The 12,063-nt window shown below is 60.6% G+C and carries 10 protein-coding genes and 1 pseudogene; 9 read left to right on the top strand and 2 right to left on the bottom strand.

Annotated elements, in window-relative coordinates:
• Positions 1–396: pseudogene (locus ACKVY0_RS26530) on the top strand (hypothetical protein); the annotation flags it as partial.
• Between the two features lie 55 nt (positions 397–451).
• Positions 452–622 carry a hypothetical protein gene (locus ACKVY0_RS26525; protein ID WP_409217889.1) on the top strand — a complete coding sequence of 57 codons (171 nt, stop codon included), beginning with the start codon at positions 452–454 and terminating at the stop codon, positions 620–622.
• 386 nt (positions 623–1,008) lie between these two features.
• On the opposite strand, the gene ACKVY0_RS26520 is transcribed toward ACKVY0_RS26525, so the two are convergent.
• Positions 1,009–1,884: a LysR family transcriptional regulator gene (locus ACKVY0_RS26520; protein WP_409217888.1), complete on the bottom strand. Its 876-nt coding sequence runs from the start codon at positions 1,882–1,884 to the stop codon at positions 1,009–1,011.
• 17 nt (positions 1,885–1,901) lie between these two features.
• On the opposite strand from ACKVY0_RS26520, the gene ACKVY0_RS26515 reads away from it, so the two are divergent.
• Together ACKVY0_RS26515 and ACKVY0_RS26510 are read left to right on the top strand one after the other, a co-directional pair.
• A complete protein-coding gene (locus ACKVY0_RS26515; RefSeq protein WP_409217887.1) occupies positions 1,902–5,033 on the top strand; it encodes a DUF2339 domain-containing protein in 3,132 nt (1,043 codons plus the stop codon).
• The gene (locus ACKVY0_RS26510; RefSeq protein WP_409217886.1) at positions 5,030–7,045 is read left to right on the top strand and encodes a hypothetical protein; all 2,016 of its coding nucleotides are present in this window, start codon (positions 5,030–5,032) and stop codon (positions 7,043–7,045) included. Before ACKVY0_RS26515 ends, ACKVY0_RS26510 begins: the two co-directional genes overlap by 4 nt.
• Positions 7,046–7,163: 118 nt before the next feature.
• Here the strand turns inward: ACKVY0_RS26510 and tnpA are convergent, their stop codons facing one another.
• On the bottom strand, positions 7,164–7,616 hold the full coding sequence (gene tnpA / locus ACKVY0_RS26505; RefSeq protein ID WP_409217885.1) for an IS200/IS605 family transposase: 453 nt from the start codon (positions 7,614–7,616) through the stop codon (positions 7,164–7,166).
• A gap of 286 nt (positions 7,617–7,902) precedes the next feature.
• Between tnpA and ACKVY0_RS26500 the strand changes: the two genes are divergently transcribed.
• The 5 genes from ACKVY0_RS26500 (at position 7,903) to ACKVY0_RS26480 (ending at position 11,772) form a co-directional block, all read left to right on the top strand.
• On the top strand, positions 7,903–10,080 hold the full coding sequence (locus tag ACKVY0_RS26500; protein WP_409217884.1) for a thioredoxin domain-containing protein: 2,178 nt from the start codon (positions 7,903–7,905) through the stop codon (positions 10,078–10,080).
• 11 nt (positions 10,081–10,091) lie between these two features.
• The gene (locus ACKVY0_RS26495) at positions 10,092–10,400 is read left to right on the top strand and encodes a type II toxin-antitoxin system HigB family toxin (protein WP_409217883.1); all 309 of its coding nucleotides are present in this window, start codon (positions 10,092–10,094) and stop codon (positions 10,398–10,400) included.
• A 6-nt stretch (positions 10,401–10,406) separates the two neighbouring features.
• A complete protein-coding gene (locus ACKVY0_RS26490; protein ID WP_409217882.1) occupies positions 10,407–10,700 on the top strand; it encodes a hypothetical protein in 294 nt (97 codons plus the stop codon).
• Between the two features lie 107 nt (positions 10,701–10,807).
• On the top strand, positions 10,808–11,530 hold the full coding sequence (locus tag ACKVY0_RS26485; protein WP_409217881.1) for a hypothetical protein: 723 nt from the start codon (positions 10,808–10,810) through the stop codon (positions 11,528–11,530).
• The gene (locus ACKVY0_RS26480; RefSeq protein WP_409217880.1) at positions 11,425–11,772 is read left to right on the top strand and encodes a restriction endonuclease; all 348 of its coding nucleotides are present in this window, start codon (positions 11,425–11,427) and stop codon (positions 11,770–11,772) included. Before ACKVY0_RS26485 ends, ACKVY0_RS26480 begins: the two co-directional genes overlap by 106 nt.
• Positions 11,773–12,063 lie beyond the last annotated feature (291 nt).

Genomic DNA, 12,063 nt, shown 5'->3' with positions numbered 1-12,063 from the left:
GTGCGCCTCCAGTTTGGCGTGCCGCGCGGATTTGACGGCAACACCGGTGGTCAGGGACCGGTCGGCCCCACCGGCCCGCCGTTCGGTAATTTCATGGTCGATGGCGTGACGACGCTCGACCCCGGCCAGCCGGCCACGGTAGGCGTGACCTTCGACGGCAGCAACGTGCGCTTCAGCTTCGGCATCCCGCGCGGCAATGACGGCGGCACCGGGCCGCAAGGCCAGCCCGGCGAGGTGACAAGCGCGCAACTGGCGGGCGCGATCAGCGGCACGAGCAGCCTCAGCAATGCCGTGGCGACGCTGGACACGCCGTTTGCGAATGATCCACCGACGCTCGCTGATCTGGAAGCGATGCGGGCGAAGCTGAATGAGCTGATCACCGCGCTGCGGCGATAAAAGCCGGGGCACGAATGGCACTCGATTAGGCCCCTGTGCCTTCGCCATCGGCGTCATGCTCAGCGCCTCCGCCTCCGTGCTCACACCCTTCGAGCCGTCGTGCATCCTCGTCTATGGCCCCGGCAAATACCGCTTCTACGACTTCATCAAAGTCGGCGGCGGCCTCACCGTCGCCATGCTCCTCGTCGTCCTCGCGATGGTGCCGATGTTCTGGCCGCTGAAGTAGTGCGCTAGATCAGCTATCGGCTTTTGCGCTTCCATCCGTAAAAGATCATCGAGATTACGAGGGAAATTAATATCCAGTTCATAACAACGAGGCGAAGATCCAGTTTAAGGTACCATGCTTCCTTTACGGTGCCACGATCGATCACTAGAGCACCTAGCGGCAATCCATAGTGAGTTCGAATGCACCGAAACAACTCGTTGGGCCGAGCTGGTTTAGCTCGTGTGAGAAAAATTGGCCCCGGTGTGGCTGTCCAAAGATTCTCGGGGTAAGCTCCCATGGCATGCCGGGAAACCGGGACACAGAGCGATGCGGTAGAAAGCAACAAACCAATCAGAGTTGCCGCCATAAGTAGCTTTTTCATTCAGATAGTCCGTTGTGTTCGACTATTACCCCGCCAACTCCCCCGCCACCGCCGTTGCTTCGGCGAGAAAGGTTTCACCCAGCGGTGACAGGCGTCCGGTCCACAGCGCGCCGAAGCTCAGCGGCGGGAAATCATCGAGCGCGAGGGCTTTGACACCGGCGGGCAGTTCGACGCGCGGATGACGCAGGGCCAGACCGGCACCGAAGCCTTCGGCGACATAGCGCAGCACGAGATCGAGGCTGCCGACTTCGAGACTCGGAATCCAGTCCACGCCACGCTGCCGCAGCGCGGCCTGAAACGCGCGGGAGATCACGTCCTTCGCATCCAAAGCCACGAGCGGCAGGTCGATGCGGTCCTGATCGAAAATCTGCGCGGCCTGGGTGACGCCGCTGGTCTTTGGCACCAGCAGCACCATCGGCAGGCGCAGCAGTTCGCGGGCCTCGATGTTCGCAGCGGTCTTGTCCATGAGCGTGCTCAGCCCGATGTCGATCTCCTGCGCGGCGAGCAACGCTTCGATCTCCTGCTGGCGGCCATGTGTGAGCGTGAAATGAAAGCCCTTCACGCGACGGCGCATGCGCGCGAGCAGCTCTGGCAGGTAATCCCGCTGCACGATCTCCGCCGCTGAGATGCGCAGCCGGTTTTCCCCACCACCACGCAGGCGGTCGCTCATTTCCGCCAGCCCGCTGAAAAACGGCGCGATGAAATCGTGCAGCGTCTGGCCTTCACGCGTGAGCTGAAATGGCCGACGCTGATACAGCGTAACGCCGAGCGCGTCTTCGAGCTGCAAAATCTGCGCACTGATGGCCGGCTGCTGGATGCCATACGGCATCGCCCGTGCGGCGGCGCTCACGCCGCCGTTCTTGGCGACATAGTAGAAAAGTTCGAGGTGATGGACGTTCATGGGCCGGTCGGGAGGCTATGCGTTTTATCAATGATGCCACCTGGAAATATCAATTTCCATTGCCCGCCAATCCTGAGACACTGCGCGGCATTATGGAAGAACTCATCCTGATCATCCTCCTGGTCCTGGCCGGCATCCTTGTGCTGCCGATCATCGCGCTCGTCTCCGCCCGCAAGTCACGCCATCGCGCGGACGAAGTCAGCCGTGAGCTTGGCAGCCTCCGCGAAATAGCGGCGCGCTCGGTCGAACGCGAGGCGCGGCTGATCAAGCGCATCGAAGCGCTTGAGGGCGTGAACAAGCTGCCGCAGCCACAGGAAGCCGCCGCTTCGACCGCGCAGGCGAAATACGCACCACCGCCGGTGCTCGTGGCCGAACCCGTCATCGAAACACCGCCTGCCGCTCCGCCACCAATTCCTCAGCCCGAACCTGTCGCCGTCAAAGCCCCCGAACTCGTTCGTAGTTCCCCGCCTGCATCGCTCAGCGAAGCGGTGCGGGCAGGGGGCTTCAGCCCGTCCACTGCACCTCAACCACGTTCCGCGCCACCGGTTCGTATCAATCTCGAACAGTTCATGGGCGCGAAGCTGTTCGCCTGGGTGGGCGGACTCGCGTTGTTCCTCGGCATCATCTTCTTTGTGAAGCTCAGCATCGAACGCGGCTGGATTTCACCCGAACTGCGCACCGCGATCGGCTTTGTCCTCGGTATCGGGCTGGTGGGAGCTGGCGTCGTCATTCAGCGGCGCAAAGCCTATGCCACGCTCGCGCACACGCTCTGCGCCACCGGCATCGTCGTGCTTTACGGTGTGAGCTTCGCCGCGCACTCGTTGTATCACATTCCACCTTTCAATCATGTCCTCGTGACCTTCGGCATGATGACGCTCATCACTGCGGCGGCATTTCTGCTCGCGGTGCGCATGGAGGCGCAGGTCATCGCGATCCTCGGCATGCTGGGCGGCTTTTTGACGCCGATCCTCTGCTCCACGGGCCATGACAATCCCTTCGGCCTGTTCAGTTACATCGCGCTGCTCGACATCGGCGTGCTCGCCGTCGCCAAACACAAACGCTGGCTGCATCTGACGGCGCTGGCCGCAGGCGGCACCGTTTTGATGCAAGGCGGCTGGCTGACGAAATTCTTCCATTCATCGCAATACGCCATCGGTTCGGCCACCTGGACGCCCGTGCTCGTCTTCCTCGGCTTCGCGACGCTGTTCATGCTCGCCGCGTGGTGGTCGCGTCAACGAGAAGATGACGACGCCTTCCCTGCTGGCTCTGCTCTGGCGCTCTGCGGCAGTGCAATCTTCACCGCATTCGTATTTCTCGATTACGGGGCAATCGCGGAGCGTCCCACGTTGCTTTACAGCTTCGTGCTTGGCATCAATGCCGTCGTGATGCTCGTTGTGTGGCAGCAGCCGCGTGTGGCCATCGCTCAAGGCATCATCGCCTCGCTGACGTTCCTGCATCTCTCGATTTGGACGACAACAAGGCTCACTTCCGAACTTCTGCCGTATGCACTGGGCATCTATCTCGGCTTCGGCATTCTGCACACCGCCTTCGCGGTGCTGTGGCAGCGCCGCAGTCAGAATGCGACGCCGTTCATGGGCTGGACACCCGTGATCACGCTCGTGCTGCTGCTCATGCCGGTGCTGTGCCTCGATTCCATCAGCCTCATGATCTGGCCGGCGATTCTGCTCGTCGATCTGCTCATCATCGGCCTCGCCATCGCCACTGGAGCGCTGATGCCGGTGCTCGCAGCGCTCGCGCTCACGCTACTGACCGCTGGAGCCTGGCTGTTCCGCCTGCCAGCGAACACGACGGGCAGTTTGAGCCAGTTCCTCATCGTTCTTGGTGGTTTCGCCGTGCTATTCGGCCTCGCCAGCAGTTTTCTCTCCCGCAAGATGCCCAAGGTGGCCTTCGCCGAGATGCTGCCGATCAGCTCGGCCGTTTTGCCCTTCGCCTTGCTGATTCTCGCCACGCTGCAACTGCGGGTGGCCGATCCTTCGTCCATCTTTGGCCTCGCTCTGCTACTCACCGTGTTTCTGCTCGGCCTCACGCGCCTCAGCGGCATCACGGTGCTCGCGCCGACGGCGCTGGGCTGCGTGCTCGCGCTCGAATGGGCCTGGCATCAGCAAAGTTTCAAGGTGGAGCAGCCGCTCACGCCGTTGCTTTGGTATCTCGGCTTCTACCTGCTGTTCACCGTCTTTCCGCTCGTCTTCCAAAACCTGTTCGCCAAACGCAAACTGCCATGGATCGCCTCCGCAGCGGCCGGGTTGGGCACCTTCGGCCTTGTGTATCGGGTCGTGGGTCAAACGTGGCCGAATGAATCCATGGGTCTGCTGCCCATCTCCTTCGCCATCGCTCCCCTGCTCTGCCTCGTCTTCGTTTTGAAACAGCACAGCGCCGACAATCCCGCGCGTCTCACCCAACTTGCGTGGTTCGGCGGAGTGGCGTTGTTTTTCATCACCCTCATCTTCCCGATCCAGTTCGAGAAGCAGTGGATCACGCTCGGCTGGGCGCTGGAAGGCGCCGCGCTGTGCTGGTTGTTCCGCAGTGTGCCACATCCAGGCCTGCGCGGCACCGGCACTGTGCTGCTCGTCGCCGCGTTCGTCCGTCTCGCGCTCAATCCCGCCGTGCTGGAATATCAAACCCGTGGCGAGACGCCGATCCTCAACTGGCAGCTCTACGCCTACAGCCTCTCCGCGCTGGCGATGTTCTTCGCCGCTGCCTGGCTCACACCGCCAGCGCATCTTTGGAACAAACTCAACCTGCGCGGCCTGTTCAGCGCCCTCGGCGGCATCCTGCTGTTCCTGCTGCTCAACATCGAGATCGCCGATGCCTTCACGCCCGCAGGCCAGCGCTCGATTGCCTTCGACTTCGACAGCAACATCGCCCGTGACATGACCTACAGCATCGCCTGGGCCTTGTTCGCGCTCATCCTGCTCGTCCTTGGCTTTTGGCAACGCAACGCCCCCACGCGCTACGCCGGCCTCGGCCTGCTGGCAGTCACGCTGCTGAAGCTGTTCTTCCACGATCTCGCGAACATCGACAGCGGCTACCGCATCGGCGCTTTGATCGCTGTTGCCATCATCGCCCTCGCCGCCTCGTTCCTCTATCAACGTTTCCTCACCGACGACAAAAACACACCCGCGCCATGAACTCAAACCTCAATTCAACACCGCAGAGACAGGAACGCCGCAGAGGCTTGATCTTTTCTTGCTCTGCGGCGTTCCAACCTCTGCGGTGTAAATATCTGGCTCCCATTCTCCTCACACTTCTCTTATCCTCGGCCGCCAGCGCCGCTGATTTCGCTGCCTGGACGCATCGTCAAACCGTACGCATCACGCAGCCCGGCCTCACGCGCATCGAACTCGAACCCGCCTTGCTCGATGCCTCACGCACCACCGGAGGCGCAGCGTTTCACGATCTGCGTGTCATCAGTCCTGCCGGTGTCGAAACGCCCTACATCGTTGCGTTGCCACGCATGATGCGGCCCGAGCACCTGAACGCCACCGCGTTCAAAGCCACGCTGAATTCAAGCACCACCGTGCTCGAATTCCAGCCGCCCACCCGCGACACGATCAGCGAAGTGCTGCTGCAAACCAACGCCTCCTATTTCATCAAAGCCGCCACGCTCGAAGCCAGCAGCGACGGCAGCAATTGGCAGCCGCTCGCCAGCAACGAACTGCTCTGCCGCCAGAACGGCACCGAACGCCTGCGCTTCATCTTCGCGCCCACTGCATGGACCCATTTCCGCGTCACCCTTGAAGATGCACGCAGCACGCCCATCGCCTTCACGGGCGCTCAAATTCGGCGCGATCTGCCCGAACTGCGCACCGTGGCCCAGCCCGTGACAATTCGTGCGCGCAACGAAACCAAGAACGAAACACGCCTCACCCTCGATCTCAGCACCGCCAACGTCCTGCTCGGAAATGTGCGCCTCCACACGCCCGAACCCATATTTCAACGTGACGCCTCGCTGCTCAACACGCGCGCCACCCTCTTCCGTCTCCAGCACGAAGGCCGTAGCGCCGAGGATCTCGACATCGCCGCGCATCAACTCGCCACCACGCGCGAAGTCGAACTCATCATCCGCAATGGCGACAGCCCGCCGCTACGCATCGACAGTGTCGAAGCCACGCGGCATCCCGTGCCCATCGTGTTTCAAGCCGATGCCCCCGGCGAGTGGCAGCTCTTCATTGGCAACGCTCAGGCCACCGCGCCGCAATACGACATCGCCACGCTCAGCGACAAGCTGCGTGATGCGAACGCGAACTCCGCCACTGCCAGCGCCGTCGAGCCGAACGCCGCCTTTCGCAAAACCGCCACCGCGCCCGAAGTGGGCGAGGTTGGAGCGGTGATTGATGTCTCCGCATGGTCCTTTCAGCGGCCGGTGCAGTTTAAAGAAGCCGGTGTGATCGAGCTGGAGCTTGAGCCCGAGGTGCTCGCACGCGCAGCCAACGATCTGCACGATGTCCGCATCGTGCGTGATGGCCGGCAGATCCCCTTTCTCGCCATCAAACCCGGCGTGGAGCGCGAACTCAACGTCTCCTTTGCCGAGGTGCGCGATGACAAGAAACCGAGCCAGTCGAAATGGGACATCACGATGCCGTTCCCGAACTTCCCCGCCAGCGAGCTGCTGCTCGACTCGCCCACGCCCTTGTTCGTGCGCACTCTCAGCGTCACCGAGCAGCACGACACGGAGCAGGGCCACTTCGAGCGCATTCTGGGCACCGCCAACTGGCAGCGCAAACCGGGGCAGACGCCCAACACGTACCATCTGGTCCTCTACACCGCGCCAAAAGCCGGAACGATCCATCTCACCACCGACAACGGCGACAACGCGCCGCTACAGCTCACCTCCATTCGCGTCGTGTATCCCGTCGTGCGCCTGCTCTTCCGCGTGCCCGACACCACGCCCGTGCATCTCTGCTACGGCAACCGTCGCGCCACCCACACGCGCTACGACCTCCAGCTCGTCCGCCGTGAATTTGAAACCGCCACCAAAGTCCCCGCCACGCTCGGCGACGAGGAAAAACTCCCCGGCTACCAAGCCGATCCCCTCACCAGCGGCAAAGGCTCGCCGTGGCTGTGGGCCACGCTGGCGTTGGTCGTCGGTGCGCTGCTGTGGATCGTCGCGAAGCTGCTGCCGAAGCCGCAGGCGGGGTGATCGCGGCCTGAAGGGCCGCCGGATTCAGCCCAGGGCGCAGCGCAGCAAGCCCTGGGTGATTTCCATGTGATGTCCTTCTCCAAAGGTCGCGCTCTGAAGGAGCGCGGGAGGCCCCTCTTCAGTCCCAGACATACTTCTCGTCATACTCGACCTCGTAGCGCTTCAGGAACCGCCGAAACTCCTCCTGAAACGTCACCACGCGATGATGGTCCTGCTGCGTTCGAATGTATTCACGCACCTCGTCCACGTTGGACTGGCTCACGGAAAATGCGCCGTAGCCATTCTGCCAATGGAAGTTCTGCAAAACTGGCAACTGCTGCTGCAACCATCCTGTGGACCCGGTTTTCACCTGGCCCACAATGACGCTGAGTGGCTCCGTGCGTGACAGCAGGAACAGCAAATGGGCATGATCCGGTTCCGTGTTGATCTCGACCGGCGTGCAGCCGAGATCGCGCAAAATGCCACCCATGTAGGCATGCAGTTCGGGATGAAGATGACGCGGGATCACTCGTTCGCGATTTTTCGTGGAGAAGATGAGATGGACGTAAATCTTCGACAAAGATTGAGGCATGGCAGGCGAAAGAACGTGTTCCCGCGCCCTTTCAGGGCGCTCCCGAAATGAACAATGCGTCTTGGAATCACGCAACCCAGGGCTTGCCGCTTCGCGTCTGCGCCCTGGGCTGAATCCGTGGGTCTTTCAGACCCGAGTGGCTGAGGCGGACGAACAGTTGATGGGTCAAGGTCGTCAAGCTTCGTGCCAGCAACCGTCTTGACTACCTTGACCCTCTTGACGCGCAGCTCTTGACCGCTTGCAACCCCGCCCCTCATGCGGACGTTAGCTTAAACCGACCCCTACCATGAGCGACACGACCGCCACCGCCCACAAATTCACCAACGCTCTCGCCAAGGAGCGTTCGCCTTATCTGCTTCAGCATGCCCACAATCCCGTGAACTGGCTACCGTGGGGCGATGCGGCGTTTGCGAAGGCCAAGGCGGAAGATAAACCGATCTTTCTCTCGTCCGGTTACTCGACCTGCCACTGGTGCCACGTCATGGAGCGTGAGTCGTTTGAGAACGAGGAGACCGCGAAGCTCATCAACGACCACTTCATTCCCATCAAAGTCGATCGCGAGGAGCGGCCCGACGTTGATCTCACCTACATGACCTACGTGCAGGCCGCCAGCGGCCATGGCGGCTGGCCGATGAGCGTCTTCCTCACGCCGGAGCTGAAGCCGTTTTATGGCGGCACTTATTATCCGCCGGAGAACACGCCGGGCCGCATTGGTTTCAAGAACCTGCTCACCGAACTGCACAAAGTGTGGACGGAAGACCGCAAAGGCATCGACGAACGTGCCGCACGCTCGGTGGAGAAGCTGCAGGACCATCTCGACAACGAAAACACCGCCGTCACCGACATCAATCACGAGACACTCGTGCAGAAAGCCTACGACGATCTCTCTGGCTCGTTCGATTACCACGAAGGCGGCTTCGGCGGCGCACCGAAGTTCCCGCGTCCGACCTCGCTGAACATGCTCATGCGCATCCATCGCATCCTTGCCGAGCGGAAGGGCGAAGATCGCGTCTCGGAGAGCAACTGGGCCATGGAGATGACCGTCAAAACCCTGCGCGGCATGGCCAATGGCGGCATGCGCGACCACGTCGGCGGCGGCTTCCATCGTTACAGCGTCGATGCCTACTGGCACATCCCGCATTACGAAAAAATGCTCTACGATCAGGCTCAGCTCCTCACCGCCTATGTCGAAGGATGGCAGATCACGCAGACCGCGTTCTTTGAAACCATCGCCCGCAACACCGTCGCGTATTTGAAGCGCGACCTGCGCCACAAGGACGGCGGCTTTTTCTCCGCCGAAGACGCCGACAGCCTCGCCACCGCCGATGCCGCGCACAAAACCGAAGGCGCCTTCTACGTCTGGAAAGCGTCCGAAATCGACGAACTGCTCGGCAAAGACGACGGCAACATCTTCCGCTACGCCTACGGTGCCCGTCGCGATGGCAACGCACGCCCCGAAAGCGATCCGCAGGGTGAGCTCAAAGGTCTCAACACCCTCTACCGCGCTGTCTCCTTCAAAAAGACCGCCGAGTTCTTCAAGAAGTCGCCCGAAGAAGTGCAGACCATCATCGACAAAGGTCTGAGCACCCTCTTTGAAGCCAGAGCCAAACGTCCGCGCCCGCATCTCGACGACAAAATCATCGCCGCGTGGAACGGACTCGCCATCTCCGGCCTAGCTCGTGCCGGAGCCGCCTCTGGCGATGCCGAAACGATCACGCTTGCCGCCGAAGCCGCACAGTTCATCCACGATCAGCTTTGCACCACCCCCGGCAAAGGCCTGCACCGCTCCTGGCGAGAAGGCGAACGCGGCCCCAAGGCCTTCGCCATCGACTACGCCTGCCTCATCCACGGCCTGCTCGATCTTTATCAGGCCTCCTTCGACGTGAAATGGCTCCAGTGGGCCGTCGAATTGCAAAGCGAGATGGACGCGCTCTTCCTCGACACGAAAAACGGCGGTTACTACAGCGTCCACACCGACATGCCCAACAGCGTCCTCCGCATCAAGGAAGACTACGACGGTGCCGAGCCATCACCCAACTCCCTCGCCGCCCTCAACCTCGTGCGCCTCAGCGCCCTGCTCGCCAAAGACACCTGGAAGCAGCAGGCCGAAAAAATCTTCGCCCTCTTCGGCTCCACGCTGCAAAGCAGCCCGTCCTCCGTGCCCGTCATGGCCATCGCCTTCGACCTGCACCATCGCGGCAAACAACAAATCGTCCTCGCCGGCGACAAAACATCTCCCGAGTTCCAAAAGCTCGCCCAACATCTCCGCCGCCAGTTTTTACCCAACGCCGCCCTTTTACACGCCGATGGCAGCGAAGCCCAAACATGGCTCGCCACGCACAACGAAGCCCTCGCCGGCATGAAACCCGTCGGCGACAAACCCGCCGCCTACGTCTGCCAAAATTTCACCTGCCAGGCTCCGGTGACCACGGTGGAGGAGTTGGAGAAGGTGATGGGTAAATAGTTTGAGCCAGAATGCGTGTCATCAAGCCATCCACGCTCATCCGATGGGCGGAGAAACATCCGGCAGCAGCACCATCATTGCTGCGCTGGTTTGAAATCACACGCAAAGCATCCTGGGAGTCGCTGACCGAAATCCGCCGCGACTTTCCACAGACGGACATGGTGAAAGTCGAAAGCCTGCGTCCGGTGTTCGTCTTCAACATCGCCGGAAACAACTTCCGGCTCATCGCCGCCATTCATTTCAACACCGGCCGGGTTTTCCTCTTGGATTTTCTCAGCCATGCCGAATACTCCAAGAACGCCTGGAAGAAAAAGCTCTGACACGCCATGCCCCGCACTTCAACCGCCTCGCAGATTCGCAAACTGCCGGATACCATCTCCGGCTTGTGGGCGCTTTGCGCTCTGACACCGATTCGCAGTCGTGCCGTCTATGAAGAAGCCGCCAGCCTGTGCAATCGCTTCGCAGTTCGCCGCCTCAACACCGTCCAACGCGAGTATTTCCGCGAGCTGCTGGAACTCGTCGAAGACTATGAGACCGAGCATGGCGACGAAGCCAAGACGCTGCGAGAACTGAAACGGTTGGTAGCCATGACGCCATCACGACTCCCCCGAAAGGAGTAACACATGAGATTATGGAGCGCGCCGCCTACGTCTGCCAAAACTTCACCTGCCAGGCGCCCGTGACGACGGTGGAGGAGTTGGAGAAGGTGATGGGGAAGTGAGTTCACATGAAGAGACTATCTGTTTTACTTTTAGGACTGATCGTCATCACCGCTTGTCGATCGGTGGAAGACAAAGAAGCAGCAGCTTGGGAACAAAGTTACAAAGCCGAACAGGCTCGTGCTCAGACCGAGATACAGTGGTTAAAAGAAGGTGATCGTCAGGCGAAAGCCCATTTTCTGGAGCGCTACCGCCGCTACCAGTGCTCTCGAGATGATGTCCCTCAAACAGACGAGTCCAAAGGACCTGGTCACCGCTTCAAGTCCCTGCAACTGGGGGACCATTTGGCGCTGAAACTCAAGCTCGGAAAAGCCACCCATGCTGACGGGCATCCTTATGGCCCTACACGCACGGCATCTCGTTATCAGCTTTTCTGGGATGGTAAGTTGGTCGGTGAGGCAGAAAGCCTTTTTTCCTCCGGCAATGAAGGTTCCTCTGTAAACCGCATCTTCTACTGTCCAAAAGATCACACCGTCGTGGTCTTTGATGACCTATGCTGGAGCACCAAGCGGTTTTTTGTTTTCGAAAAGTCCGCCAGCTCGGATACCGCCCCCGCCTGGAGGACCAAATACTTTGAAGTGCCTGACCCGCCAACTACCCAGCCTCTGCCAGACTTGGCCCCAATTTGGGGTGTGGGAAACGGTCACATCTATATGGAGATCGATGGCGACTGGTATGCGTTTCCGTTCGACGACTTTTTGGTTACAAAACTAGAGTTCACCGTCGGCTGAACAGATGTGCAGCAGTTCGCCAGTGCTCTGGCAACAAAGTCACCAAAGGCATCTTCCTCACGACCTCCACCTTCATCAAGGAGGCCGTCGAGTTCGCCAAGAACGTCAGCAACAGCAAGATCGTCCTCATCGACGGCGACGAGCTGGCCGAACTCATGATCGACCACAACGTTGGCGTCTCGGTTGCTCAAGTCTATGAGGTGAAGCGCATCGACTCGGACTACTTCCCCGAAGGCGAGTGAATCCCCGATCCCGAAGGGATCAACGAAGGTAGCTAGGGGTCGAATGACCCCTGGATGACGGTGGAAAGATGGAAAGATGCCAGGCAGCCAGGATGAATGCACCTCCCGCAACCCCGCCGCCGGGTGTTCATGCACAGGATGCCCGCTCATCGGGCGGGATGCGACGTGGACGATGCGTTTGATCTGCAACCCCGCGTAGTGCTCGGAATCCCGGGCAATAAAGGCATGAATCGCGTCCAAGTCTGCCTCTGCCTGGGCTGACCATAGAATGTTCACGATGTCAGCCCAAAT

Source organism: Prosthecobacter sp. (assembly GCF_046154365.1).
Taxonomy (GTDB): domain Bacteria; phylum Verrucomicrobiota; class Verrucomicrobiia; order Verrucomicrobiales; family Verrucomicrobiaceae; genus Prosthecobacter.
The sequence above is the reverse complement of the archived record's forward strand: the minus strand, read 5'-3'. Positions and strand labels throughout refer to the sequence as shown.